The organism is Actinoplanes xinjiangensis, from assembly GCF_003148685.1.
GTDB lineage: Bacteria > Actinomycetota > Actinomycetes > Mycobacteriales > Micromonosporaceae > Actinoplanes > Actinoplanes xinjiangensis.
Genome location: NZ_QGGR01000016.1, coordinates 1 through 25590, shown reverse-complemented (window position 1 = coordinate 25590; position 25590 = coordinate 1). Strand labels below are relative to the sequence as shown.

The window sequence follows — 25590 nt, the reverse complement described above, 5'->3', positions numbered from 1 at the left end:
CGCCGGCTCCGGGTCTTGCTGCCCCCTCTCGTACGGCAGTTGCCGCCCCTTCTCCTGTCGCGGCTGCTGCTGTCCCCTCTCGTGTCGCGGCTTCCGGCCTTGCTGCCGCTTCTTCGCGTGTCGCCGCTTCCGCGGCGGCTCCCGGCCTTGCTGCCGCACCTTCTCGTGTCGCGGCTTCCGGGATCGGTGCCGCTTCTTCTCGTGTCGCGGCTTCTGCGGCGGCTCCCGGCTTTGCCTCGATCCTTGCCGCGGCCTCTGCGGATGACGTCCGTCCGGAATCGGCCCCGCGGCCGCCGATCGAGGCCTCGCGATGAGCGGCATCGTCGTGGCCGTGTGCACGGTGACGGCCGCCGTGCTGTTGATGCTGCCGCGCGGCCGGCTCCGGCTGCCGCGGGCGGCGCAGCGACAACCGTCCCCGGAACGGACCCGCCTGCTTCTGTCGGTGCTGGCCGGACTCGCCGTCGCGGGCCTCATCGGCACCGGTTGGGGCCTCGCCGCAGGGGTGGCCGCCGGCGTCGGCACCGACCGGTTCCTGCGCGGACGCGAACCCGCCGAGGTTCGCCGCGAGCGCCAGGAGGCCCACGCCGACCTGTCGCTCGGAGCCGACCTGCTCGCCGCCGCACTCCGTGGCGGAACCGCGGTGGACCGGTCGATCGGCGCCGTTGCGGAGGCGATCGGCGGACCACTCGGCGACCGGCTCCAGCGCACCGCCCGGTCGCTGCGGCTCGGCGCCGAACCGGGCGAGGCGTGGGCCCACCTGACCGGTGTGCCGCAGGCCGAGCGGCTGATCGTGGCAGCCGTCCGATCCAGCGCCAGCGGCGGCGCACTGGCCGGAGCGCTGGAACGACTCGCCGGTGACCTGCGTGCCGACCGTGCGGTGGCGATCGAGGCCGCCGCCCAGCGGGCCGGTGTTCTGATCGTGCTGCCGCTCGGATTGTGCTTCCTGCCCGCGTTCCTGCTCACCGGCCTGATGCCCACCGTCATCGCCATCCTCGGCGACGTCCTGTGACCCGCTGGCTCCAATCCGGCATTCCCTGCCCGCCACCCGACACGGGGTCGCCCTGACGCGGCTCGTTGTGATGCGACCGCCGTATCGCGGCTCCGACCAGGCGGTCGCTGTGACGCGCGCGACCGCGCGACCGTGACCGCGCGACCGCGACCGCGACCGCGACCGCGACCGCGACCGCGACCACGGTCACGCGGCTACGGCCACGGCCCTGCCACGCGACCGCCGTGATGCGGCCTGCCTCGTCGCGGTCGTGATGTGAGACCTCGCCGCCCACTGGCGGCGTGTTGTGAAAGCCGGTGCGCCGCACCGGCAAGAAACAAGGAGGCCCTGTGTACAAACTCATCGCCCGCTACCGGCGGCTCCAGGCGGAAGCCGTGGACGCCGGGATGAGCACCGCCGAGTACGCCATCGGCACGCTCGCCGCAGTCGCCTTCGCCGGTGTCCTGCTCAAGGTCCTGACGAGCGGTTCCGTGCAAGCGGCGCTCAGCGGGGTCATCGGCCGGGCGCTGAAGTGAGACGGCGCCGGCAACCCGGCCGCGACCGGGGATCGTTCACCGCTGAACTCGCGGCCGGGCTGCCGGCGCTCATGCTGCTTCTGGGCTTCGGCATCACCGCGGTGTCCGCGATGGCGGCGAAGATGCAGTGCCTCGACGCGGCCCGGGAGGCGGCTCTCGCTGAAGCCCGCGGCGGGGACCCCGGCACAGCGGCCGCCGGACTGGCTCCGGAGGGGGCGAGCGTACGCGTCGGCGGCACCGCGGAAAGCGTGATCGCCGAGGTGTCCGCGCCGATCCGGATGTTCGGCGTCGACCTGCCGGGGGCGATCGTGAGCGGCGACGCGACGGCCGCCCGCGAACCGGAGGGGGTGGCCGTTCCGTGAAGCCGCCCGCGAACCGGACGGGGTGGCCGCCCCGTGGAACCGCTCCAGCCGGAAGGGACAGCCGTTCCGTGAAGCGGCTCCGGGACGACCGCGGTGCGGCGTCGATCTTCGTTCTCGCTGTCGGCCTCGTCCTGATCGGGGTGGCACTCACTCTCGTGACCGTCGGCGCGGCCCGCGTCGCACGGCATCAGGCCAGGGTGGCGGCCGACTTCGGTGCACTGGCCGGCGGCCCGCACGCCATCGAGGGCCAGGCAGCGGCGTGCGCGGTGGCCTCGCGATTCGTCGAGGCCAATCACGCCCGGATGTTGGAGTGCGCCGTCGACGGCCTGGAGATCGTGGTCCGTGCCGAGGTCGTTCTCCTGGTCTACCCGGCCAGTGCCGAGGCCGCCTCCAGAGCCGGCCCGGTCACGGCCGTCCCGGGTGTGCTTCCGGCGACCGGATGACGTCAGCGGGACGCGTCCTGAAACGCGGACCCATCAGACGACGTCGAGGAAGGCAGCGGCGACGGTGACTGCGGCGAGGATGCCGACGGCGACGAGGGCCGGCGCGGCGACGGGCTGACCCCGGTCCGCCGCTCCTGAAACCCTTCGCTGTGCCCGGTACGGACGGCCGGAGGTCCCGCCGCGGTGACCGCCGCGTCAGGGACGGCCTCGGCGGCCTCCGTGGCCGAGGTCCGCCGGACGTCCGCGATCGCCCGCCCCAGCACCGTGCGCAGCCATCGGCTGAGCGGCCGCTCAGCGAACCGGTGCACGAGCCAGGCGAGCCCCAGGACGACAGCGATCGCCCCGAGCAGCAGCGCCCACGCCGGCACCGACGTCCGCTCGTGGGCGTGCCGGATCAGGCCGTACCCGACGCGCTGGTGCAGCAGGTAGAAGGGATAGGTGAGGGCGCCCGCGGTGGTGAGCCACGACCAGCGGATCCGGTCGGTCCAGCCGAGCGCGATCACCAGGACCAGCAGGTAGCACAGGGTCACGATGGCGATGCCCGGCCAGGTCGGCACCTCGAAGCCGGGATTGATGCCGGCCACCCGTTGTTCGACCCGGTTGATGCTGACCAGCCAGGAGAAGCCGATGACGGCGAGGAGCAGCGGTGACCGGCCGAACCGGTGAATGAGGAACATCGCGATCCCGGCGATGAAATACGGCGCGTATTCCGGGATGGCGACGATATTGATCATTTTGCTGTCGAGGGTCGGCCCGATCACAGAAACGATCATCCAGACGACACAGAAAATCACCGTCCGGCGGTACGTCAGGCCGAACGCCACGAGCGCCGCGAACAGTAGATAGAACCGTAGTTCGACGAAGAGCGTCCAGTAGACGGTGTCGACCGCGGGAATGCCGAGCGGTTCCTGAAGCATGGTCAGGTTGGCCGCGATCTCCCGCAGTTGTGGGGTCCCGCTGACCGGCACACCACCGGCCACCGGCAGGATCGCGACCACCGTGACGGTGATCAGGATGCACACCCAGTAGGCCGGGTAGAGCCGGCTCACCCGGGACACGAAGAACTCGCCGAGGCTGCGCCGCCAGCTGCTCATACCGATGACGAAGCCGCTGACCAGGAAGAACAGCTCCACGCCGAGGAATCCGTAGGCGGCGACGGGGGCGAGGTCGGGCAGATATCGGGTGGGTGGGCTCTGGCCGTCGAGGCGCCAGGAGACGCTGAGGTGGAACACCGCGACGGCCAGCGCCGCGAACAGGCGGAGGCCGTCGAGGGCCGCAAGGCGAGGGCTGGTGTCTGCTCGGTCTCGATTCATCGGGAACGCAGGCTACCGCTTCCGTCATTAAAGATCGTCAGCGCCGGGGCGGAATGTGATTCTCGTCGAGAGTGGTAGCCGATAAACGCCGGTAAATGATCAAAGGGCCGCGAGCACGATGTCCAGGACTTTCACGGCGTCCTCTTTGTTCAGAGGATTGTTTCCGTTTCCGCACTTGGGTGACTGCACGCAGGAGGGGCAGCCGGATTCGCACCCGCACGAGGAGATCGCCTCGCGGGTGGCCCTCAGCCACTCGGCCGCCGTCGCGTAGGCGCGCTCGGCGAATCCCGCGCCGCCGGGATGCCCGTCGTAGACGAAGACCGTCGGTGCCTCGGTGTCGGCGTGGTTGGCCGTGGACAGCCCGCCGATGTCCCACCGATCGCAGGTGGCGATCAGCGGCAACAGGCCGATCCCGGCGTGCTCGGCGGCGTGCAGGGCGCCCGGGAACTCGCCCGGCTCCACCCCGCCCGCGGCCAGCGCCTGCGGCGACACGGTGAACCAGACCGCGACCGTACGCAGCTCCCGCACCGGCAGGTCGAGCGGCCGGGTGTCGATGACCTCACCGCTGCCGATGCGCCGCCGTTGGTAGGAGACGACCTGGTTGGTCACGTCGACGTCGCCGAGGAACAGCCCGACCGGACCGGCGTCCACATACGACCGGACGTTCACCACCGACAGGTTCGTCACGTCCCGGGCGTGCGTGGTCCAGTCCGGTTCCTCCTGGTGCACCAGCGCGATGGCGTCTTCCAGGTCGAGGTCGTCGACCACGAACGTGACGCCCTGGTGCAGGTAGACCGCCCCCGGATGCAGCATGGCGTGCGACGACCCGTGGTCGACGGTGCCGAGCAGGCGCCCGGTGGCCGCCTCGACGACCGACACCGGAGCCCCGCCGGTGCCGCGCAGGTCGACCTCGGGCCGGCCGCGGTGCGTCCAGTACCAGCCGGACGGCCGGCGCCGCAGCAGGCCCTCAGCGGCGAGTTGCTCGACGATCGCATGCCCGTCGAACAGTTCCAGGTCGGCGTCGGTGAGCGGCGCCTCGGAGGCGGCGCAGCACAGTTGTGGCCCGAGCACGTACGGGTTTCCCGGGTCCAGCACGGTCGCCTCGACCGGCCGCCCGAACACCGCCTCCGGATGGTGCACCAGGTACGTGTCGAGCGGATCGTCGCGGGCCACCAGGACCGCGAGCGCCTCGTCACCGGACCGTCCGGCGCGCCCGGCCTGCTGCCAGAGCGATGCCCGGGTGCCCGGATAGCCGCAGATCAGCACGGCGTCGAGCCCGGTCAGGTCGACACCGAGTTCGAGCGCGTTGGTGGACGCCAGCCCGAGCAGTTCCCCGGAGAGCAGCGCCCGCTCGATGGCCCGCCGGTCCTCCCGCAGGTAGCCGCCCCGGTAGGCGGCGACCCGGTCACCGAGTCCGGGCACCGCCTCGTTGAGCGACTGGCGGGCGGTCGAGGCGATCACCTCGGCCCCGCGCCGGGACCGCACGAACGCGATCGTCCGGGTGCCGGCGATCACGGAATCGGTGAGCAGGTCGGCGGTTTCGCGCAGGGCTGATCGACGGATCGGCTGCCCGGCCTCGGTGTCGTCGAGCGCGGACGGGCCGGAGGACGGCGGCAGGAGCGGCGGTTCCCACAGAGCGAACGTCACGGCTCCTCGCGGTGACGCATCAGAAGTGATCTCTGTCACCGGAACCCCGGTCAGCCGGGACGCCGAACCGGCCGGATCCCCGGACGTCGCGGACGCCAGGATGAACGTGGGCGACGCCCCGTACCGCGCGGTGACCCGCCGGAGCCGTCGCAGGACATGCGCCACGTGCGAGCCGAAGACGCCCCGATAGGTGTGGCATTCGTCGATCACCACATACCGCAGCCTGCGCAGGAAGACTCCCCAGCGCCCGTGGCCGGGCAGCATGCTGTGGTGCAGCATGTCCGGATTGGTCAGCACGAAACGGGAGTGCTGCCGGATCCACTCGCGCTCCTCGCGGGGGGTGTCACCGTCGTACGTGGCCGGCCGCACCCCGTCCATGCCGAGCCGGGTCAGGCCCCGCAGCTGGTCGGCGGCGAGTGCCTTGGTGGGTGACAGATAGAGCACTGTCGCCCTAGGGTCCGTGGCGAGCGCGTTCAGCGCCGGCAGCTGGTACGCGAGGGACTTGCCCGATGCGGTACCGGTGGCCAGCACGACGTGTGTGCCCTCCCAGGCCAGGGTGGCCGCGGCGGCCTGGTGCTCCCACGGGACGCCGATCCCCTGCGCGACGAACGCGTCGCGTACCGCGGGTTCGGTCCATGCGGGCCACGGCGCCGTGCGGCCCTCGCGGGCGGGCACTCGCTCGATGTGTGTGACCGGGGACACTGCCGTCCCACTACCGCGGGCCCGCAGCCGGTGCAGCAGCTCAGCGGGCCCGAAAGCGGTTGAGGTCACGCATTGCACTGTGACACCGGTATGCCCCGAACCTCAAACGGGTAGGACGGTGGGTGCCACGCGTCGCCCCCTTCCCGTCGGTGGTTAGATTTCGCGGGGGGAGAGATCAGGGAGGAGGACCGATGGAGCTGTCACTCACGACCCGGACCGTCGCCGGGCACACCGTGCTCGAGGTCGGCGGTGAGGTTGACGTTTACACCGCCCCCCGGCTGCGCGAGCGCCTCATCGAGCTGGTGGATGCGGGTGCGCGTGACGTGGTCGTCGATCTGGAGCGGGTCGACTTCCTCGACTCCACCGGGCTCGGCGTGCTGGTCGGCGCGCTCAAGCGGCTGCGGACGGCACACGGCACCTTCGGCCTGGTCTGCGCCAAGGAGCCACTTCTCAAGATTTTCCGGATCACCGCGCTGGATCAGGTCTTCCCGATCTTCCCGACGGTCGAGGCGGCGACGGAGCGCGACGGCAGCGGTTCCGCTTCGTGATGGCTACCGTCCGACTCTCCTTCTCACCGGCCCCGGTGCACGTGCGTACCGCCCGGCTCGTCGGCGTCGCCGTCGCACGCCGCGCCGGGGTCGCGGAGGAGTTGCTCGACGAGGTTCGGCTCGCCATCGGTGAGGCCTGTACCCGGGCGGTCACCCTGCACCGGCAGTACGGTCTGACCGACCTCGTCACCGTCGAGATGTCCGACTCGGACTCGTACACCGTCCGTGTGATCGACCACGCGCCGATCGAGGCCAGCGTGGGCCTGGCGAAACTGCCGCCGGACGAGTTGGCCGACGAGTCGCTGACCGACGACGCGCTCACCACCGGCGTCGGTTTCGCGCTGCTCGCCGGTTTCGTCGACGATCTGCAGGTGCGCCCGGTGGAGGACGGTCCGGGCACCGAGGTCCGGATGATCTGGCCGGTCGCCCGCCGCTGACGCGGCAGACTTCGAGACACACCACGAGTGGGGGACGGCATATCGCCGCGCCCACTATGGGCGATATTTCCGCAAATTACCCGCTAAGTCAGGCGAGAATCCAGACACTGACGCGTACCCGTGTACCCGAGATCGACTCCGGACTAACACAGTGGCGTTCATCGCCGCGACACGGCTGGTGCGACATGTGACGACCGACACGTAAGCCCTATACAGTACGCGAGTTGTCAGCTACTTACCGGCCTCGCGTCCGCAGGTCTGGTCGGTCGTTCCCCACTCCTCGGGGAATGCGCCCGGGAGGTCTCGTCCGCCCCCGGACGCCATCGGTGTACAGGAGGACATTGATGTCCGGGAGATCGGTAACCCTTGCCGCCGAGAGTGGCGGTGTGTCGCTCAGCGGCTCGAACGTCACCTTCGTCGTCGTCGCGCTGGTGTTCGCCCTCGTGGCGCTCGGTTTCGCCGCCGCGTTCGTCCAATCCGTGCTGCGGAACGCCCGCGGCACACCGAAGATGCAGGAGATCGCGGGCGCCGTGCAGGAGGGCGCCTCGGCCTACCTGTTCCGGCAGTTCAAGACCCTCGCCATCTTCGTCGTCATCGCGGTCGTCCTGCTGTTCCTCCTACCCGTGCACGAGACCGACAACGAGACCTGGGTCAAGATCGGCCGCTCGCTGTTCTTCATCGTCGGCGCGGTGTTCAGCTCGTTCATCGGTGGTGCCGGCATGGCGCTGGCCACCCGGGCCAACCTGCGGGTCGCGGCCGCGGCCGGCGAGCAGGGCGGCCGGGAGAAGGCGATGGGCATCGCCTTCAAGACCGGTGGCGTGGTCGGGTTCCTCACCGTCGGCCTCGGCCTGTTCGGTGGCGCCCTGGTCGTGCTGATCTTCCGCGGTGACGCGCCGACCGTCCTGGAGGGATTCGGTTTCGGCGCCGCGCTGCTGGCCATGTTCATGCGGGTCGGCGGCGGCATCTTCACCAAGGCCGCGGACGTCGGCGCGGACCTGGTCGGCAAGGTCGAGCAGGGCATCCCGGAGGACGACCCGCGGAACGCGGCGACCATCGCCGACAACGTGGGCGACAACGTCGGTGACTGTGCCGGCATGGCCGCCGACCTGTTCGAGTCCTACGCCGTGACCCTGGTGGCCGCGCTGATCCTGGGCTCGGCCGCGTTCGGCCAGGACGGCCTGATCTTCCCGCTGATCGTCTCGACGATCGGTGTGCTGATCGCGATCGTCGGTGTCTTCATCACCCGGCTGCGGGCCAGCGACCGTAACGGTCTCACCGCGATCAACCGGGCGTTCTACATCTCCGCCGCGCTCTCCGCGATCGCGGTGGCCGTGGTCAGCTTCCTCTACCTGCCGAACAGCTTCGCCGGGTTCGGTGACACCGGCATCGCCGCGGACATCCTGAACAGCGGCCAGAACCCGCAGTGGGTCGCGGTCGGCGCGGTCGTCATCGGCATCGTGCTGGCCGCCGCCATCCAGGCGCTGACCGGCTACTTCACCGAGACCAACCGCCGTCCGGTACGGGACATCGGCCAGTCGTCGCAGACCGGCGCGGCCACCGTCATCCTGGCCGGCATCAGTGTCGGCCTGGAGTCGGCGGTCTACTCGGCCCTGCTGCTCGGCGCCGGCGTCTTCGGTGCCTTCCTGCTCGGCGGCTCGTCGCTGACCCTGTCGCTGTTCGCGGTGGCACTGGCCGGTACCGGTCTGCTGACCACGGTCGGCGTCATCGTGGCGATGGACACGTTCGGCCCGATCTCGGACAACGCGCAGGGCATCGCCGAGATGTCCGGCGACGTGGACGAGCGGGGCGCGCAGATCCTCACCGAGCTGGACGCGGTCGGCAACACCACCAAGGCGATCACCAAGGGCATCGCGATCGCGACCGCGGTGCTGGCCGCCACGGCGCTGTTCGGGTCGTACACCAACAGCCTGGCCAGCGCGCTGACCGAGGCCGGGGTGACCGACGTCGGCAACGTGATCCTGGCGCAGCTGAACATCTCCAACCCGCGCAGCCTGGTCGGCCTGCTGATCGGCGCGGCGGTGGTGTTCCTCTTCTCCGGCCTGGCGATCAACGCGGTCTCCCGGTCGGCCGGCGCGGTCGTGATGGAGGTCCGGCGCCAGTTCCGGGAGTTCCCCGGGATCATGGACGGCACGCAGCGCCCGGAGTACGGCCGGGTGGTCGACATCTGCACCCGGGACGCGCAGCGGGAGCTGCTCACTCCCGGTCTGCTGGCGGTCCTGGCACCGATCGCGGTGGGCTTCGGCCTGGGCCCGGGCGCACTCGCGGCCTACCTGGCCGGCGCGATCGGCACCGGCACGCTGATGGCGGTCTTCCTGTCCAACTCCGGCGGCGCGTGGGACAACGCGAAGAAGCTGGTGGAGGACGGGGCGCACGGTGGCAAGGGCTCCGAGGCGCACGCCGCCACGGTCATCGGTGACACCGTCGGTGACCCGTTCAAGGACACCGCGGGCCCGGCGATCAACCCGCTGCTCAAGGTGATGAACCTGGTCTCGCTGCTGATCGCCCCGGCAGTGGTGGCCTGGAGCTACGGCACCACCGCGAACACCGGCCTGCGGATCGGCGTCGCGGTCCTCGCGGTGGCGATCATCACCGCGGCCGTGGTGTGGAGCAAGCGCAAGCCGATCGCGCTCGGCGACGACAGCACGTCGGCGTCGGCGTCCGGCGCGGCCGACACCGCCCGGGCGGTCCAGGACGCCCGCACCACCGAGGCGTCCCGGATCAAGGACAACGTCTGAGGTAGACACACCGGAACAGCGGTGGACACGCCGGAAAGGCACCCGGGGGACCGGGTGCCTTTCCCTTTGCTCCGATCGAGGCGTGTGGAGTGTCCTACCGGAGCCGTACCCTGCTTCCATGCGCGCGGTCCGACCGATCTCCCTTGTTCTGCTCCTGGTGCTCGCCGCACCGCTGGCCGCCTGTTCGGGTCAGCCCGGCGCGCACGCCTGGGCCGCGGTGGTCTGCACCACGCTGAGTCCGTGGCGCAGCGAGATCGACACCCTGACCAGCCGCACCCAGCAGCAGATGACCGCAGAGACCACACCGGGCCAGGCGAAAGAGAATCTGGCCCGGCTCTTCGACGGTGCCGCGACGGCGAGCGAGACGGCACGGGAGGGCGTGGAGGAGGCGGGTGTCCCCGACGTGACGAACGGGAAGGCCATCGCGGACGGCTTCCTGGCCTCGCTGGCCGGGATCCGGGACGCCTACGGCCACGCGCGCACCGGCATCGAGGCACTCTCCACGGCGCCACCGCAGAATTTCTACACCGAGGTCGGCAAGGTGGTCGCCCAGCTCACCACCGACTACGAGCGCAGCAGCCTGGACACGACGAAGCTGGAGTCGGTCGAGCTGAGACAGGCCTTCGACTCCCTGCCCGAATGCCAGTGACGCGATGACCGAGACCGGCTGGCCGCTGATCCCGCGCGAGGTCCTTCCCCCACCGGTGCCGGTGGCGAAGCGGACCTCCCCGCGTGGTGTGCCCGGCCCGCCGGGTGGCCGCCAGCTGTCGATGTTCGGCGCCGAGACGATCGAGCCCTCACCCGCCGATCTGGCCGGCCTGCTGGCCGGTCCCGGCCGTCTGGGCCGGATGGGCGGCACGGCCCGCGTCTCGGTCCGGGTGGATGCGGCCTGGCGGGTGCATGTCCTGGTCAGCGAGCTGGTCGCCCGCGGCCTCACGGCCACGTGGGAGCCGATGGAAGACCCCGAGGGGGTACGCCCGGACGACCTCGCCGCCACGAAAGAGGCGATCGTCACGCCGGAACACCCGTCGACGGGGGAGGAGCCGGGCCACCCGGACCCGTCCGCCGATCCCGGCCCAACCGAGGGCGACCCGGCCGACGACGAGGCGGTGGACCCCGAGCCGGCGGACGAGCCCGATCCGGAGCCGCCGCGCCCGGTCTTCGAAGTGCGTACGGCGTACTCCCGACGGTTGAACGGTCTCGCCCGTGCCTGGCCGGACGCCTCCGCGCAGCTGTTTCTCTCCGGCCCGCGGTTGCGGTTGTGGGTGGCCGCCGCCGGCGGCCCGCGCCCCGGTGGGTGGGTGCTCGGCCTGGACCCGGGCAAGGACCGCCACGCCGTGGACGCCGCGCTGGTCCGGGCCGGTCTGGCGGGCCGGGTGTCGGAAGACGGACGGCGGTACCTGATCTCCGGTGCGCGGCGGCTGCGCCGGCTCGCTGAACTGGTCGGGGAACGCCCTCCAGCAGCACCGGAGGAATTCTGGCCGGGCGGTGTGGTCGCGTGATCTTCCGGGATTGTGTCCGACATAACAGTGTCTTCCCGGTGTACGGTGTCGCGGTCAGACGCATGCGGTGGCCGGACCGTTACCATCCGACTGCGGGGCTCCCCGGGAATGCAGTCTTGTCCGGCGCGTTACGTTGAACGTCTGTGCTCCGCCGGGCGGAGCGGGGAGTGCTGAGGGCCAAATAAGGAGTGCCGTGCCGAGTGAAACCAGGACGACCCGTCTGGTCATCGTCGAGTCCCCGTCGAAGGCCAAGACGATCGCCGGTTACCTGGGCCCCGACTATCTCGTCGAGGCCTCCGTCGGCCATATCCGCGATCTGCCGCGTAACGCCGACGAGGTCCCCGAGGAGTTCAAGGGCCAGCCGTGGGCGCGGCTCGGTGTCGACGTCGACAACGGCTTCCACGCGCTGTATGTGATCTCCGAGAGCCGTAAGCAGCAGGTCGCCAAGCTGAAGCGGCTGGCCAAGGAGGTCGACGAGATCTTCCTCGCCACCGATGAGGACCGCGAGGGCGAGGCCATCGCGTGGCACCTGATCGAGACGATCAAGCCCAAGGTCCCGTTCAAGCGGATGGTCTTCCACGAGATCACCAAGCCGGCCATCCAGGCCGCGGTGGCCAACCCGCGTGACATCGACCGCTCGCTGGTCGATGCCCAGGAGGCGCGCCGCATCCTGGACCGGCTGTACGGCTACGAGGTCAGCCCGGTCCTGTGGAAGAAGGTCATGCGTGGCCTGTCGGCGGGCCGCGTGCAGTCCGTCGCCACCCGCATCGTCGTCGAGCGTGAGCGCCAGCGGATGGCGTTCCGCTCCGCGGAGTACTGGGACATCCAGGCCCAGCTGGCCGTCCAGGGGCAGGTCGAGGGCCCGCGCACCTTCAGCGCCACGCTGATCGCGCTGGACGGCGACCGGATCGCCACCGGTAAGGACTTCGAACCCACCACCGGCAGGCTCAAGCCGGGGTCGAGCGTGGTCCAGCTGGACGGAGACGGCGCCCGCGGGCTGGCCGCCCGTCTGGAGGGCCGCCCGTTCGCCGTCACCCGGGTCGAGGAGAAGCCGTACCGCCGTCGGCCGTACGCGCCGTTCATCACCTCCACGCTCCAGCAGGAGGCGGCCCGCAAGATGCGGTACTCCTCGCAGCAGACGATGCGCACCGCGCAGAGCCTGTACGAGAAGGGCTACATCACCTACATGCGTACGGACTCGGTGAACCTCTCCGAGACCGCGCTGGCCGCCGCACGCCGCCAGATCGCCGAGCTGTACGGCGCGAACAACGTCCCGCCGCAGCCGCGCAAGTACACGACCAAGGCCAAGGGTGCCCAGGAGGCACACGAGGCGATCCGCCCGGCCGGCGACAACTTCCGTACTCCGGGTGAGGTCGCCAACGAGCTGAGCGGTGACGAGTTCCGGCTGTACGAGCTGATCTGGCGCCGGACCATCGCCTCGCAGATGACCGACGCCGTCGGTAACTCGATCAGCGTGCGGATCCGCGCGACCACCGCCGCGAACGAGGAGGCCGACTTCGCCGCCTCCGGCAAGACGATCACCGACCCGGGCTTCCTGCGGGCCTACGTGGAGTCCTCGGACGACGAGAACGCCGAGGCCGAGGACGCCGAGCGGCGCCTGCCGAACCTGGTCAAGGACCAGCCGCTGGCCGCCGACCAGCTGAACGCGGCCGGCCACCACACCACGCCGCCGGCCCGGTACACCGAGGCGTCGCTGGTCAAGGCGCTGGAGGAGCTCGGCATCGGCCGCCCCTCCACGTACTCCTCGATCATGCAGACGATCCAGGACCGCGGTTACGTGGAGAAGCGTGGCCAGGCGATGATCCCGTCGTTCCTGGCCTTCGCGGTGATCGGCCTGCTCGAAGGGCACTACCCACGGCTTGTCGACTACAACTTCACCGCCGCGATGGAGGGTCAGCTCGACGACATCGCGGCCGGCGAAGGCACCCAGCTCGCCTTTCTCACCGCCTTCTACTTCGGCAGTGACGAGGGCGAGGAGGTGGCCCGGTCCGGTGGGCTGAAGAAGATGGTCACCGAGAACCTCAGCGCCATCGACGCCCGCGAGGTCAACTCGATCCCGCTCTTCGTTGACGAGGAGAACCGGCAGGTCGTCGTCCGGGTCGGCAAGTTCGGCCCGTACCTGCAGCGCAGGGTCGTCGACGGCGGCGAGGACGCACCCGAGGACAAGGCGTCGCTTCCGGAGGGCGTGGCACCCGACGAGCTGACCCCGGAACGGGTCGCGGAGCTGTTCCTGGCCGGCAACGGCGACCGGACCCTCGGCGACGATCCGGCCACCGGTGACGAGGTCGTGGTCAAGTCCGGGCGCTTCGGGCCGTACGTGCAGGCCGGCGAGCGCAAGTCGTCGCTGTTCAAGAGCCAGTCGCCGCAGACGCTCACCCTGGAGCAGGCGCTCGATCTGCTGAAACTGCCCCGGACCGTCGGCAAGGACCCCGAGGGCAACGAGATCGTGGCCCGTAACGGCAAGTACGGGCCGTACATCTCCCGGGAGAAGGATTCGCGCTCGCTGGGCAGCGAGGACCAGCTGCTCACGATCACCCTGGAGGAGGCGCTGGCTCTGCTGGCGCAGCCGAAGACCCGCCAGGCCCGGGCCGCGAAGCCGCCGCTGCGTGAGCTCGGCATCGACCCGGTCAGCGAGAAGCCGCTGGTGATCAAGGAGGGCCGGTTCGGGGCCTACGTCACCGACGGCGAATTCAACGCGACGCTGCGCCGTGACCAGAAGCCGGAGGAGATCACTCTGGCCGAGGGGGTCCAGATGATCGCGGACAAGCGCGCCAAGGGTCCGGTGGCGAAGAAGACCGCCGCCAAGAAGGCGCCGGCCAAGAAGGCTCCCGCGAAGGCCGCCGCCGAGGACGGGGCGACCCCGGCCAAGAAGGCACCGGCCAAGCGGGCCACCGCCGCGAAGAAGACGACCGCGGCCAAGACGACGACGGCGGCCAAGAAGGCGGCCCCCGCGAAGCGGGCCGCCCCGCGCAAGGCCGCCACCGCGGCCGAGTAACGGTCCGCCGTCGGTCTCCTCGGCTGGCTCTCACCGCTGTCTCAACCTCGTTGAGACAGCGGTGACGACCAGCCGGGGTCGTGACCTTCAGCTGCCGAGGACGCGGTCCAGATAGTCGTTGGTGAAGACCCGGTTCGGGTCGAGGCGGTCCCGCACGGCCAGGAAGTCGTCGAATCGGGGGTACGCCGTCCGCAGCGACCCGGCATCCCGGTAGTGCAGCTTGCCCCAGTGCGGTCGGCCGCCCAGCGCCGTGCAGACCTCCTCGACGGCCCGGAAGTACGGTTCGTACGGTGCGCCGATGTACTGGTGCACGGCGATGTAGGCGGACTCGCGGCCGTACCCGTGCGACAGCCAGATGTCGTCCGGCCCGGTGAACCGCACCTCGACCGGGAACTGCACCTTGAACGGGAGCCGGTCGAAGATCCTCGCGAGCGCGTCCAGAACCTCGGGTAGGGCGGCGCGCGGTACCTCGTACTCCATCTCGGTGAATTTGACCTTGCGCGATGAGCAGAAGACCTCGTCGGACCGGCCGGTGTAGGTCCGGGCGCTGAGCGCGCGGGCCGAGATCGCGCTGATCGCCGGAACCGTCGCCGGGATGCGCCGTCCCAGCGCGCAGACGCCCTGCCAGACGGTGTTGGAGAGGAATTCGTCGTCGAGCCAGCCGCGGAACCGGGACAGCGGCTGATCGTTATCGGTCACCTTGCGGTTCCGTTTGAGCTGCGCCCGATCGGTGTACGGGTACCAGAAGAACTCGACGTGGTCGTTCTCCGGGATCCACTCGTCGATCCCGGCCAGGATGTCGGCGAGCCGCATCGGCCGCTCGTCGGCGAGCAGGGTGAACGCGGGCACGCAGCGTAGCGTCACCTCGACGATCACGCCGAGCGCGCCGAGCCCGACCCGGACGGCCGGGAACTCGGGCGAGCCGGCGCTGTACCGCTCGACTGTGCCGGTCGCGGTCACCATGGTCACCGCCTCCACGCAGGAGGCCAGCGTGGAGTACGCGATGCCGGTGCCGTGGGTGCCGGTGGAGATCGCCCCGGCGATGGTCTGCGCGTCGATGTCACCGAGATTGGGCATGGCCAGCCCGTGCTCGGCGAGGATCGCGTTCAGTGTGGACAGTGTCATTCCGGCCTGGACGGTGACGAGCGCGCCGTCCACGGAGACCAGGCCGGCCAGCCGGTGCACGAACATCCGCTGGTCGTCGGCGACCGCGATGGCGGTGAAGGAGTGCCCGCTGCCCACGACTTTGATCCGCCGGCCACTTTCCGCGGCCTGCTTCACTCGGGTGGCGACCTCGTCGATGCCGCCGGGGGACAGCACCTCGGCGATCGACTCCTGATTGCGTCCCCAGTTGGTCCACCGACGGGCGTTAACGGGTGTAGTCATTCCGGCCTTTGTCCTCCGTCCGAGCGGACACCGTCACCCGGCGTCCCGTCGATGCGCCTCGCTCGTTGATCCGAGTAACGTTCTTCTTAATACTGCTGAGAGGGAGTGGCGACGCGTGTCGACACCAACCGTCAGCACCGGACCGCTGAGGCGGGTTCCGGTGCAGGGCAGAAGCGTTGCCCGGGTGCAGCGCATGCTCGACGCATGCGCTGAGCTGGTGGACGAGGTCGGTTATGAGGGGTTGACCACGACGCTGCTCGCCGAGCGCGCCGAGGTCGCCATCGGCTCGGTCTACCAGTTCTTCCCGGACAAGCGGGCCATCGTCCAGGCGCTTGCACTGCGCAATATGGACGCCTATCTGCAAAGCCTGTCCGATCGTTTCGCCAGCGAGACCTTCACCCATTGGTGGGACGCGGTCGATGCGGCGATCGATGCGTACATTCACATGCACCGCAGCGTGCCGGGGTTCCGGACGCTGCATTTCGGCGACGTCGTCGACCTGCATCTGCTGGACTCCGACCGGGACAACAACGCGGTCATCGCCGAGCGCCTGGCCGAGCTGCTGATCGAGCAGTTCAAGCTGTCCGACCGGGGCCGGCTGCGGTTCGCGCTCCAGATCTCGGTCGAGGCCGCGGACGCTCTGATCAAGCTGGCGTTCCGCCGGGACACCGGTGGTGACGACGCGGTCCTGACCGAGTCGAAGGCGCTGATAAGAGAGTATCTGCACCGTCACGTGTCGGCCTGAGACTCGGTCACCCGAGAAAGGCACGGCCTTCTCCCCGGTAGGTGAGGGCCGGCGCGCTCGTCTCGCCGTCGACCAGCTGCAGCTCGTTGACGTGCTCGCACAGCTCGCCGGCCTTGGCATGCCGGAACCACACCCGGTCGCCGGGGCGCAGCCGCCCCGCGGCCTCGCCCAGCAGCGGCGTCTGCACCTCGCCGGCGCCCTCGTCGGCCTTGAACCGCAACCCCTCGGGCAGCCACGGGACGGGCAGGCGGGACGCCTCGGGAGCGCCGGAGGCGATCCAGCCGCCGCCCAGCACCGTGGCGATCCGCGGGGCCGGGCGGCGCACCACGGACAGCGCGAAGAACGCCGCCGGGGTGGGCCGCCAGCTGCGGTAGGAGTCGAACAGGCTGGGGCCGTAGAGCCCGGAGCCCGCGGTCACCTCGGTGACGGCCGGATCGGCGCTGGTGGCGGAGACGCTGCCGGTGCCACCACCGTTCACGAATTCCAGGTCGGCGTGTTCGCGGACCGCGCGTACCGCCGCGGCCCGCCGCGTCAGCAGCTCGGGGAAGGCGCGGCTCTGCATCAGGCGGATGGCCCGGCCGCGCAGCGCCCGACCGGGCGGGTCGTCGCCGACCCCGGCGATGTGCGCCTCGTAACACATCACTCCGACCAGCCGGAATCCTTCACGTTCGGCAATCTTGCGGGCCAGAGCGCCCGCTTGCGCGGCCGAATGGACCGGGGACCGGCGGACACCGATGTGCAGCGGCCCGCCCGGGCGCCAGGAAGCATCAAGATCAATACACAGGCGTACGGCCGGACGGGCGCCGGGCGCGGCCACCTGATCTACCACGTCCAGATGTGACGGGTGGTCCACCATGAGGGTGATCGCCGCGGCCAGCTCCGGGTGTGTGGTCAGCTCCCGCAGGCCGGCGCGATCCACCGTGGGGTATGCCACCAGCACGTCGCTGGTGACGCCGGAGCGCACCAGCCAGACCGCCTCGGGAAGGGTGTAGGCCATCACACCGTGCCAGCCGGGGCGGCTCAGGACCCGCTCCAGCAGGCTCCGGCAGCGCACCGATTTGCTCGCCACCCGGATCGGTTTTCCACCCGCGCGCACGGTCAGGCGCTCCGCGTTGTCGTCGAAGGCGGCCAGATCCACCACGGCGAGCGGGGTCTCCAGGTGGCCGGTGATCTTGTCGAGTCTCTGGCGCAGGGTGTCGCGGTCAGTGAGCACGCGAGCACGGTATCCCGTGATCCGGGTAACACGAAAGACATTCATCTCTGCTCCACCCGATCGTGGTTGCCCCCAACCCGTGGGAGTGGCCGGTTACAGTGCTCCGAGCACTGACCACGGGAGGTAGGGCCATCAACACGGACACGCAGCAGGACCCGGGGCCCGTCGACCTGAACGGTCTGGCGGCCCTCCGCTCGGTTCTGCGTCTGCGCGGTTTCCGCCGGCTGTGGCTGGTGCTGTCCGCCGCCTCCTTCGGCGACTGGATCGGCCTGCTCGCCACCGGCCTCTTCGCCTCGGCCCAGTTCGAGAACACGGCGGCCCAGGGCGCGGCGTTCGGCGGCACCATCGCCGTGCGCCTGTTGCCGGCCCTGCTGCTCGGCCCGGTCGCCGGCGTCTTCGCGGACCGGTTCGACCGGCGCTACACCATGGTCACGATCGACCTGATGCGCTTCGTCATCTACGGCTCGATTCCCCTCGCCCCGCTGCTCGGCGCCTCCCCGACGCAGACCGTGGCCTGGGCGACCATCGCCACCCTCATCGGCGAGACGATCACGTTGATCTGGATCCCGGCCAAGGAGGCCGCGGTTCCCAACCTGATCCCGAAATCCCAGATCGAGATCTCCAACCAGCTCACGCTGATCACCACGTACGGGATCACGCCGATCTTCGCCGCGCTGACGCTCGCCGGGCTCACCGCCGGTCTCCAGCAGTCCGGCGCCTCGCTGCCGGACTGGGCCCAGCCGGTGCAGATCGCCCTCTACATCAACGCGTTCGCCCGGCTCGCCACCGCGATCGTGGTCTTCTTCGGCATCCGTGAGATCGGCGGCAAGAGCCCCGAGCGGGAGAAGGCCGCCGAGCAGAGCATGACCCGCCAGTTCCTGGAGGGGTGGAAGTTCATCGGCACCACTCCACTGGTCCGGGGCCTGGTGCTCGGCATCTTCGGCGCCTTCGCGGCCGGCGGCGTGGTGATCGGGGCCGCGCGTACCTTCGCCTACTCCCTGGGTGCCGGCGAGGCCGCGTTCTCGCTCCTCTTCGGCTTCATCTTCATGGGCCTGGCGCTCGGCATCGGCCTGGGCCCGATGATCGTCAAGGACCTGTCCCGCCGGCGCTGGTTCGGCATGAGCATCGTGCTGGCCAGTGGCTCGGTGATGTTCCTCGGTCTCGCGTTCCACCTGTCCCTCGCCCTGCTCGGCGCCCTGATGGTCGGCGCGGGCGCGGGCATGGCCTTCCTGGCCGGCACCACCATGCTCTACGGCGAGATCGAGGACGCCATCCGTGGCCGGGTCTTCGCCGTCGTGCAGATCGGCGTCCGGACCGTCCTGCTGCTGGCCATCACGCTCGCCGGGATCCTGGTCGGGCTCGGCAGTTCCCGCCGCATCGAGTTCGGCGCCTTCCACATCGACATCTCCTCCACCCGGGTGCTGCTGCTGGTGGCCGGTGCCGTCGGCATCTGGGTCGGTATCGGCGCCTTCCGGCAGATGGATGACAAGAAGGGCGTTCCGGTAATCGCCGACCTGCTCGGCTCCCTGCGCGGACGTCCGCTCTCCCCGCCCGAGGAGTTCACCCGCTCCGGGCTCTTCGTGGTCTTCGAGGGCGGTGAGGGCGCCGGCAAGTCGACCCAGGTCACCCGCCTCGCCGACACACTCAAGGCGGAGGGGCGCGACGTGGTCGTCACCCGCGAGCCGGGCGCGACCGGCATCGGGTCCCGGATCCGGGGGCTGGTGCTCGACCGGGACAAGACCGAGGCACCGTCCGCGCGGGCCGAGGCGCTGCTCTACGCCGCCGACCGGGCGCACCACGTCGCCACCGTGGTCCGGCCTGCCCTGGCCCGCGGTGCCGTGGTGATCAGCGACCGGTATGTCGACTCCTCGCTGGCCTATCAGGGCGCCGGGCGTACCCTGCCGGTCCAGGAGGTCTCCTGGCTGTCCGCCTGGGCGACCGGGGGCCTCAAGCCCGACCTGGTCGTCCTGCTCGACGTCGATCCCGGCGTCGGGCTGAACCGGGTGGACGCCCGGGGCGAGGGTGCCGACCGGCTGGAGAGCGAGTCCCGGGCCTTCCACGATCGGGTCCGGTATGCGTTCCTCGACCTGGCCGCCTCCGACCCCAAGCGCTACCTGGTGCTCGACGCCTCCCGGCCGGCTGACGAGATCGCCGGTGCGGTCGTCGAGCGGCTGTCAGGGCTGCTGGAACCCGTCTAGCCGTACCGCTGCCGCCATCGCGGCCATCCCGGCGTCGTTGGGATGCAGGTGGTCGCCGCTGTCGTAGGCGGCGGCCAGACGCTGCGGGTCGGCCGCGTCCCGGACCGCGGCGTCGAAATCGATCACTTCGTCGTACTCGCCCGAGGTCCGGATCCAGCGGTTCAGGGCGGACCGCTTGCGCTCGTTCTCCGGGGTGTAGAAGCCGAGTGTGTCGCCCTTGAACGGCAGGATCGTCGCGCCATATGTACGCAGGCCGGCCTGCCGGGCCCGCGCGATCAGCTGCCGGTGCCCGCTGATCAGGTCATCGGCCCCGACCACCTCGCTCGGCGGGGCGACAGTGCCCGGATGACCGAGATCGTTCACGCCGAGCAGCACCACCAGATGCGTGGCGCCGGGCTGGGCCAGCACATCCCGGTCGAAGCGGCGCAGGGCGCTCTGCGCGAAGTACGCCGCGAACGTCTCGGCCGGGTCACCGGCGGGCGGATTCGGATCATGCAGCAGCCGGTTGCCGGAGACCCCCACGTTCGCCACGCCACGGTCGATGCGCGCCTTCCGGAAGCGGGCAGCCAGCAGATCCGGCCACCGGTGGTTGGCGTTCGTCTCGCTGTTGGCCCCGTTGGTGATCGAGTCGCCGAGCGTGACGACCGCGCCCGCACCGCCGTGCACGCTCACCCCGGACAGGAACAGGTACTGCGTGATCGTGCTGGACGCGGTGATCCGGGTGGCACCGGTGACGTTGCCGGCGGCGATCGCGTTCTCCTGGAACGCGAAGGCGGCCAGCGTGGTGACCGGGGTGCGGTCCGGCAGCCAGATGCTGATCACCAGGTCGGCACCGGCCCGGACGGAGAGGCTCACCGGGTCGCTGACCAGCGGTGCCCCGGCCGGGACGGTGGCCGATCGCTGCCCGCCGAAGGTGACCCGCCGGTCGGTTCCGGGCCGTGCGTCGGTGTCGGCTCCCGTACCGGACCGGATCGCCACGTGCACCTCGCCGACATGCAGCGGGGTGGTGGCGAACTCGTTGGTCAGCCGGATCCGGAGCCGGTCGCCGCCGAGGCTGGTGTGCACCACCTGCCGTACCGTCTGGTCCGCCAGCTCCAGTGGCGTGCCGGGCGGGATCGTGGTCGGCGCGGCCGCCCACGTCGCGGTCCAGCCGTCGGCGCGACCGCGCGCCTGGGCCGGTGCGGGAAGGGGCGGCGGCGGCGATCGCCGTGCCGGAGGCCAGAGCCAGTATCTCGCGTCGAGTCGACATGTTCACTCCGAAACTTTCGGAAACCGGGCAGTCGAGTGCCCGTAACGTAAATCGACGTTCTTCCCCAGTCAACCATTGACCGGCGTCGGTGTCTGTGCCTAGCGTGTCGCCCTGACACCGAAACATCACCGAAACTTTCGGGAGGGTTGGATGGCTACCCGACGTAACGTCCTGGCCGTCGTGGCGCTGGCGCTGGCCACCGCCGTGAGCAGCACCGCACCGGCTGTCGCCGGCGCGAACTCCGATTCCCTGCGATCAGCGGCCCGAGGCAGCGGCGTGCGCATCGGCACCGCCGTCGACATGTCCGCGCTCGCCTCCGATGCCGACTACCGGACGATCGTGGCCACCGAGTTCGACTCGGTGACCGCCGAGAACGTGATGAAGTGGGAGGCCGTCGAGCCGGAACAGGGCCGCTACGACTGGGCCGCCGCCGACCGCCTCGTCGACTTCGCCCGCGCCAACGGGCAGGTCGTCCGCGGTCACACCCTCGTCTGGCACAACCAGAACCCGTCCTGGCTCACCGAGGACGCCTTCACCCCGGCCCAGCTCCGGCAGATCCTGCGCAACCACATCAAGACCCAGGTCCGCCACTTCAAGGGCCGGGTCTACCAGTGGGACGTGGTGAACGAGGTCTACAACGACGACGGAACGCTGCGCGACACGATCTGGCTGCGCGCCCTCGGCCCCGGCTACATCGCCGACGCGTTCCGGTGGGCGCACGAGGCCGACCCCAAGGCCAAGCTCTACCTCAACGACTACAACAACGAGGGCGTCAACGCGAAGAGCGACGCCTACTACGCCCTCACCAAGCAGTTGCGGTCACAGGGCGTGCCGATTCACGGGTACGGCATGCAGGGTCACCTGGGCGTCCAGTACGGCTTCCCCGGCAGCGTCTTCGACAACGTGCGGCGCTTCGACGCGCTCGGCGTGCAGACCGCCTTCACCGAGGTGGACGTCCGCATGATCCTGCCCGTCGACGCGACGAAGGAGCAGGCACAGGCGTACGGGTTCAGCACGCTGCTCCAGGCCTGCCTGCTCGCCCGGCACTGCGTGTCCTACACCGTCTGGGGCTTCACCGACCGGTACTCGTGGGTGCCCGGAGTGTTCGAGGGGCAGGGCTCGGCCACCCCGTACACCGAGGATCTCCAGCGCAAGCCCGCCTATCAGGCCCTGCGGAACACCTTCCTGCTCGCCCGCCACTGAGACCGCGTCGCGGTCGTGCCGGCCCGTCCGCCGGCACGACCGCGACGCCCGCACGTGGTCTGAGCCGGATCAGCCCTTCCAGAGAGTCACCATCATCGCCTCCAGGGCGACCTGCGGCTTCACGTTCTTGTCGATCGCATCACGGCAGGCGAGCACCGCCTCCATGCGGCGCAGCGTGCTCTCCGGCGACCACTTCTCCGCAGCCGCCGACGACACCGCCTGAAGATCACCGTGCACCACCGGCACCGGTGCCCGCATCGAGGTGACCAGCACGTCCCGGTAGAAACCGATCAGATCCTGCAACGCCCGGTCCAGCGCGTCCCGTTGGGCCCGGGTCGCCCGCAGCTTCTGGTTACGCTCCAGCTCCTTCAATTGACCGGCCGCGCCCCGCATCGCGCCCGTGGCGCCCCGGCCGGTGCCGCCCGCACCCAGCGCACGCTCCAGTGCCGTCCGCTCCGCCACATCGAGCTCGGCCACCGCACTCGCCGCCTCCAGCTTCGTCGCGGCCTCCAATTTCGCCGCCACGTCGAAACAGGCACCGATGCTGGTCAGCCGGCGGGGAACGGAGAGCACCTCCGCCCGGCGGTCACGGGCCTCCGGGTCGCCGGCCAGCTGCCGGGCCCGCTCCACGTCACCCTGCGAAGCCGCCGCCGCCCAGCCCGCCTGCTCCGGGGCGACATCGAACCGCTGCACCAGGAAGTCGGCCACCGCGGCCGACGGCGGCTGCCGCAACGACACCAGACGGCACCGGGAGCGAATCGTCACCAGGATGTCGTCCGGATGCACCGACGGCGTGCAGAGCAGGAACACCGTCCGCGGGGCCGGCTCCTCGATCGCCTTGAGCAGTGCGTTGCTGGCCCGCTCGTGCAGCCGGTCGGCCGCCTCGATGATCACCACCTGCCAGCGGCCGCCGGTCGGCGCGCTGGCCGACCGCAGCACCACCGACCGCGTCTCCTCGGTCTTGATGGTCAGGCCCTCGGTCGTCACCACCCGCACATCGGCGTGGGTGCCGGCCAGCGTGGTGTGGCAGCCGTGGCACTCACCGCAGCCGGCACCGTCACGCTGACACTGCAGCGCCGCGGCGAACACCCGCGCCGCGACCGTCCGCCGCGAACCCGGTGGGCCGGTGAAGATCCAGGCGTGGGTCATGCCGCCACCGCCCGGCTCGCCGGCCACCACCCGGGCGGCGGCCGCGGCGGCCCGGCGCAGGACCTCGACCGGCTCGTCCTGGCCCACCAGCTCGGAGAAGACGTCATGGGGAGTCACCCGACGATGGTATTGCGGACCCCCGACAGAAAACCCTGCCGGCATGTGTCGATCACGCATCGTAGTGCCCATCGTGGCATTCTGTCACGCTGTGTGGTGTTGTCCGAAGTTATCCACAGAGGACGTACTCGCCGTAGCGGGACGGCGACCGGAGCGGGTACGGTCTCAACCCGGAACGCGACGGCGACATGACGCGCGGTGAGGAGCCATGGATGGCCCGCGAGATCGACGAGGCGTGGATCGACGAGGCAATCGATCGATACCGGCACATCGAGGACCTGCGTGCCGACTTCGACAAGGCAGTCGCCGCCCACACCGTGTCGGTGCACTCTCCGGACCAGTCCATCGAGGTGGTCGTGACCGCCGCGGGGGACATCGTGGACGTTCGCGTGCACGGTTCTCTGCACCATCGTCAGCCGGCCGAGTTCGCCCGTGAGATTCGAACCGTGGTGACCAGCGCGGCAAAGGCCGCACGCTGGGCCCGGGAGAAACTGCACGGTGAGGTGTTCGGATCGTTCCGCACCCTGGAGGAGCACTGAAGTGGACCGACTCGCCGACCAGATCGACCATGCCGCCGCGGCGCTGGCCATCATGGACAGTCGGGTGCCAGAGCTGCTGCCAGGCGCCGCCGACTTCGCCGCCGACGACGCCGGCCGGCCCGGCCGCATCGGGCGTGCCCTCTATGCCGGCTGGTCCGCGGTGCTGGCCGCCCGCGCCCGGGAGGCCGCCGACGCCTCCTCCAAGCTCACCGAGATGGCCCGATCCGTCCGCGCCGGTGCCGGCGACTACGCCGAGACCGACGACCTGGTCCGGCGCCGCTTCCAGCGGGGGCACTCATGATCCATTCGCCCACCGCCTGGCGAGGCTGCCGATGAGCGCCTGCCGCCGGGCCCCCGCCGCCTCCCGCCCCGCCGCGGCCTGCCACCGTGCTCACGTCTGCCGCCCCGCCGCCGTCTGCCGCCCTGCTCCCGTCTGCCGCTCTGCGGCCGTGTGCCGCTCTGCCGCTGTCTGCCGCCCCGTCGTTGCCTGTCGCCCCGCCCTCGTCTGCCGCTCTGCAGCCGTGTGCCGTTCTGCCGCTGCCTGTCGCCCCGCCCTCACCGGCCGCTCTGCCGCTGTCTGTCGCCCCGTCCGTGCTTCCCGCTCTGCCGCTGCCTGTCGCCCCGCCCTCGCCGGCCGGCGGGCCACCGATGGGGGCTCGCCGCACGCTCGCCGCCACTCGGCAGGCCACGCGCCGGCTCGTCGGCGGGGTCGCTGATGGACCGGCTCGACGAAGCACTGACGGTTGCCGGCCCGCTGCTCGAGCGGGTCGACGAAGTGCTCTCCAGATTCGGTGCCCCCGGCGGGCACGACATCTGGCGCGAGCTGCGGCGAGTGCGCCTGCTGCCCGGTGACGCGGCCCGATCGGTGGCCGCCCTGCATCCCGCGGCGATCCGCGATGCGGCGCCCGAGTTGCGTGCCGACGCCCGGGCCTATGCGGACCTGGCTGACGCGCTGCCACTCGCCGGTGGCTGGACCGGTGAGGCTGCCGACGCCTACGAGAAGGCACGTCGCAGCGCCGCCGAACACCTCAACGGCGGCCCCGGCAGTCTCGGTCACCGAATGTCGGCGACGGCTGACCTGGCTGATTCGCTCGCCAACTGGATGCTGCGCACCCGGGCCGACCTGGCCGCCGTCCTGGCCGAGGTGATGGTCTCGGCCGAGGCCGTCCTCCTCACCACCGGTGAACACCCATCATCGGACGAGGCCGCCGCAGCCGCCGCGATCGGTACCCGCGTGCTGCGCACCGCCGCCGACGGTTACGACGAGGCCGAGGACCTGCTGGCCCGTTCCGCTGACCTACAGACGCCCATGTTCGTCTGATCCGTCCTGCTCCACGTTCCGCCGGCCGATAGCTGTTCCGTGGCCTGTTTTTTGGCGGCTGTCCGCGGATCGCCGGTCCGTCGCTGTTCGGGGGCCATCGGGCCAGCCGTTTCCTTGGTTAGCCGTGAGGTTCCACCCCGGGATCGGACACCAGGGTTTTATGCCGCGAGGGCGATGGCTGGACGGTAGCAGACACGGGTCTCACGCGGGGTGCGCAGGC

The 25590-nt window shown here is 70.6% G+C and carries 22 protein-coding genes; 16 read left to right on the top strand and 6 right to left on the bottom strand.

Annotation, left to right across the window (positions count from 1 at the left end; genetic code table 11):
• Positions 1-310 precede the first annotated feature (310 nt).
• The 4 genes from BC793_RS30710 (at position 311) to BC793_RS30695 (ending at position 2329) form a co-directional block, all read left to right on the top strand.
• A complete protein-coding gene (locus BC793_RS30710; RefSeq protein ID WP_109598874.1) occupies positions 311-1009 on the top strand; it encodes a type II secretion system F family protein in 699 nt (232 codons plus the stop codon).
• A gap of 386 nt (positions 1010-1395) precedes the next feature.
• Positions 1396-1524 carry a DUF4244 domain-containing protein gene (locus tag BC793_RS30705; RefSeq protein WP_239170393.1) on the top strand — a complete coding sequence of 43 codons (129 nt, stop codon included), beginning with the start codon at positions 1396-1398 and terminating at the stop codon, positions 1522-1524.
• Entirely contained in the window at positions 1521-1886 is a 366-nt protein-coding gene (locus BC793_RS30700) for a TadE family type IV pilus minor pilin (protein ID WP_109598870.1), read from the top strand. Before BC793_RS30705 ends, BC793_RS30700 begins: the two co-directional genes overlap by 4 nt.
• 68 nt (positions 1887-1954) lie before the next feature.
• Positions 1955-2329, top strand: coding sequence for an Rv3654c family TadE-like protein (locus BC793_RS30695; RefSeq protein ID WP_109598868.1), 375 nt, complete (start codon positions 1955-1957; stop codon positions 2327-2329).
• Positions 2330-2331: 2 nt separating this feature from the next.
• Here BC793_RS30695 and BC793_RS30690 read toward each other — a convergent pair whose 3' ends face one another.
• Positions 2332-3642: an acyltransferase family protein gene (locus BC793_RS30690; RefSeq protein WP_109598867.1), complete on the bottom strand. Its 1311-nt coding sequence runs from the start codon at positions 3640-3642 to the stop codon at positions 2332-2334.
• 99 nt (positions 3643-3741) lie between these two features.
• Positions 3742-6069 (bottom strand): DEAD/DEAH box helicase, encoded by a 2328-nt coding sequence (locus BC793_RS30685; RefSeq protein WP_109598865.1) that lies wholly within the window; start codon positions 6067-6069, stop codon positions 3742-3744.
• Positions 6070-6182: 113 nt separating this feature from the next.
• On the opposite strand from BC793_RS30685, the gene BC793_RS30680 reads away from it, so the two are divergent.
• From BC793_RS30680 to topA, 6 genes are all read left to right on the top strand, one after another.
• The gene (locus BC793_RS30680; RefSeq protein ID WP_109598863.1) at positions 6183-6539 is read left to right on the top strand and encodes an STAS domain-containing protein; all 357 of its coding nucleotides are present in this window, start codon (positions 6183-6185) and stop codon (positions 6537-6539) included.
• The gene (locus BC793_RS30675) at positions 6536-6976 is read left to right on the top strand and encodes an ATP-binding protein (RefSeq protein WP_109598861.1); all 441 of its coding nucleotides are present in this window, start codon (positions 6536-6538) and stop codon (positions 6974-6976) included. Before BC793_RS30680 ends, BC793_RS30675 begins: the two co-directional genes overlap by 4 nt.
• Before the next feature lie 344 nt (positions 6977-7320).
• Positions 7321-9732: a sodium-translocating pyrophosphatase gene (locus tag BC793_RS30670; protein WP_109598859.1), complete on the top strand. Its 2412-nt coding sequence runs from the start codon at positions 7321-7323 to the stop codon at positions 9730-9732.
• A gap of 118 nt (positions 9733-9850) precedes the next feature.
• Complete coding sequence (locus BC793_RS30665; protein WP_109598857.1) at positions 9851-10381, top strand: hypothetical protein; 531 nt, start codon at positions 9851-9853, stop codon at positions 10379-10381.
• A gap of 4 nt (positions 10382-10385) precedes the next feature.
• Positions 10386-11234: a hypothetical protein gene (locus BC793_RS30660; RefSeq protein ID WP_373871262.1), complete on the top strand. Its 849-nt coding sequence runs from the start codon at positions 10386-10388 to the stop codon at positions 11232-11234.
• 193 nt (positions 11235-11427) lie between these two features.
• Positions 11428-14250, top strand: coding sequence for a type I DNA topoisomerase (topA, locus tag BC793_RS30655; RefSeq protein WP_109598855.1), 2823 nt, complete (start codon positions 11428-11430; stop codon positions 14248-14250).
• Positions 14251-14337: 87 nt separating this feature from the next.
• On the opposite strand, the gene BC793_RS30650 is transcribed toward topA, so the two are convergent.
• Positions 14338-15636, bottom strand: coding sequence for a D-arabinono-1,4-lactone oxidase (locus BC793_RS30650; protein WP_109598853.1), 1299 nt, complete (start codon positions 15634-15636; stop codon positions 14338-14340).
• Positions 15637-15751: 115 nt separating this feature from the next.
• Here BC793_RS30650 and BC793_RS30645 point away from each other — a divergent pair, with 115 nt between their 5' ends.
• Entirely contained in the window at positions 15752-16381 is a 630-nt protein-coding gene (locus BC793_RS30645) for a TetR/AcrR family transcriptional regulator (RefSeq protein ID WP_109598851.1), read from the top strand.
• A 7-nt stretch (positions 16382-16388) separates the two neighbouring features.
• On the opposite strand, the gene BC793_RS30640 is transcribed toward BC793_RS30645, so the two are convergent.
• A complete protein-coding gene (locus BC793_RS30640; RefSeq protein WP_203896410.1) occupies positions 16389-17639 on the bottom strand; it encodes an amino acid deaminase/aldolase in 1251 nt (416 codons plus the stop codon).
• A 161-nt stretch (positions 17640-17800) separates the two neighbouring features.
• Here BC793_RS30640 and tmk point away from each other — a divergent pair, with 161 nt between their 5' ends.
• Positions 17801-19792 (top strand): dTMP kinase, encoded by a 1992-nt coding sequence (tmk, locus tag BC793_RS30635; protein WP_203896415.1) that lies wholly within the window; start codon positions 17801-17803, stop codon positions 19790-19792.
• On the opposite strand, the gene BC793_RS30630 is transcribed toward tmk, so the two are convergent.
• The gene (locus BC793_RS30630; RefSeq protein ID WP_203896411.1) at positions 19769-20860 is read right to left on the bottom strand and encodes an SGNH/GDSL hydrolase family protein; all 1092 of its coding nucleotides are present in this window, start codon (positions 20858-20860) and stop codon (positions 19769-19771) included. The two genes, tmk and BC793_RS30630, sit on opposite strands and share 24 nt — an antisense overlap.
• A gap of 331 nt (positions 20861-21191) precedes the next feature.
• On the opposite strand from BC793_RS30630, the gene BC793_RS30625 reads away from it, so the two are divergent.
• On the top strand, positions 21192-22244 hold the full coding sequence (locus BC793_RS30625) for an endo-1,4-beta-xylanase (RefSeq protein ID WP_109598845.1): 1053 nt from the start codon (positions 21192-21194) through the stop codon (positions 22242-22244).
• Between the two features lie 69 nt (positions 22245-22313).
• Here the strand turns inward: BC793_RS30625 and BC793_RS30620 are convergent, their stop codons facing one another.
• On the bottom strand, positions 22314-23510 hold the full coding sequence (locus tag BC793_RS30620; RefSeq protein ID WP_239170394.1) for a DNA polymerase III subunit delta': 1197 nt from the start codon (positions 23508-23510) through the stop codon (positions 22314-22316).
• A gap of 212 nt (positions 23511-23722) precedes the next feature.
• Between BC793_RS30620 and BC793_RS30615 the strand changes: the two genes are divergently transcribed.
• From BC793_RS30615 to BC793_RS30605, 3 genes are all read left to right on the top strand, one after another.
• Entirely contained in the window at positions 23723-24049 is a 327-nt protein-coding gene (locus tag BC793_RS30615; RefSeq protein ID WP_109599088.1) for a hypothetical protein, read from the top strand.
• A gap of 1 nt (position 24050) precedes the next feature.
• Positions 24051-24350 carry a hypothetical protein gene (locus tag BC793_RS30610; protein WP_109598842.1) on the top strand — a complete coding sequence of 100 codons (300 nt, stop codon included), beginning with the start codon at positions 24051-24053 and terminating at the stop codon, positions 24348-24350.
• Positions 24351-24764: 414 nt separating this feature from the next.
• Entirely contained in the window at positions 24765-25370 is a 606-nt protein-coding gene (locus BC793_RS30605) for a hypothetical protein (RefSeq protein ID WP_109598840.1), read from the top strand.
• Positions 25371-25590 lie beyond the last annotated feature (220 nt).

Excerpts from the sequence above, each read along its gene's own strand:
- BC793_RS30710 (WP_109598874.1), top strand. The coding sequence starts at position 311 with ATGAGCGGCATCGTCGTGGCCGTGTGCACGGTGACGGCCGCCGTGCTG.
- BC793_RS30705 (WP_239170393.1), top strand. The coding sequence starts at position 1,396 with ATGAGCACCGCCGAGTACGCCATCGGCACGCTCGCCGCAGTCGCCTTC.
- BC793_RS30690 (WP_109598867.1), bottom strand. The coding sequence starts at position 3,642 with ATGAATCGAGACCGAGCAGACACCAGCCCTCGCCTTGCGGCCCTCGAC.
- BC793_RS30680 (WP_109598863.1), top strand. The coding sequence starts at position 6,183 with ATGGAGCTGTCACTCACGACCCGGACCGTCGCCGGGCACACCGTGCTC.
- BC793_RS30670 (WP_109598859.1), top strand. The coding sequence starts at position 7,321 with ATGTCCGGGAGATCGGTAACCCTTGCCGCCGAGAGTGGCGGTGTGTCG.
- BC793_RS30665 (WP_109598857.1), top strand. The coding sequence starts at position 9,851 with ATGCGCGCGGTCCGACCGATCTCCCTTGTTCTGCTCCTGGTGCTCGCC.
- BC793_RS30660 (WP_373871262.1), top strand. The coding sequence starts at position 10,386 with ATGACCGAGACCGGCTGGCCGCTGATCCCGCGCGAGGTCCTTCCCCCA.
- BC793_RS30650 (WP_109598853.1), bottom strand. The coding sequence starts at position 15,636 with ATGACTACACCCGTTAACGCCCGTCGGTGGACCAACTGGGGACGCAAT.
- BC793_RS30640 (WP_203896410.1), bottom strand. The coding sequence starts at position 17,639 with ATGAATGTCTTTCGTGTTACCCGGATCACGGGATACCGTGCTCGCGTG.
- BC793_RS30625 (WP_109598845.1), top strand. The coding sequence starts at position 21,192 with ATGGCTACCCGACGTAACGTCCTGGCCGTCGTGGCGCTGGCGCTGGCC.
- BC793_RS30615 (WP_109599088.1), top strand. The coding sequence starts at position 23,723 with ATGGCCCGCGAGATCGACGAGGCGTGGATCGACGAGGCAATCGATCGA.
- BC793_RS30605 (WP_109598840.1), top strand. The coding sequence starts at position 24,765 with ATGGACCGGCTCGACGAAGCACTGACGGTTGCCGGCCCGCTGCTCGAG.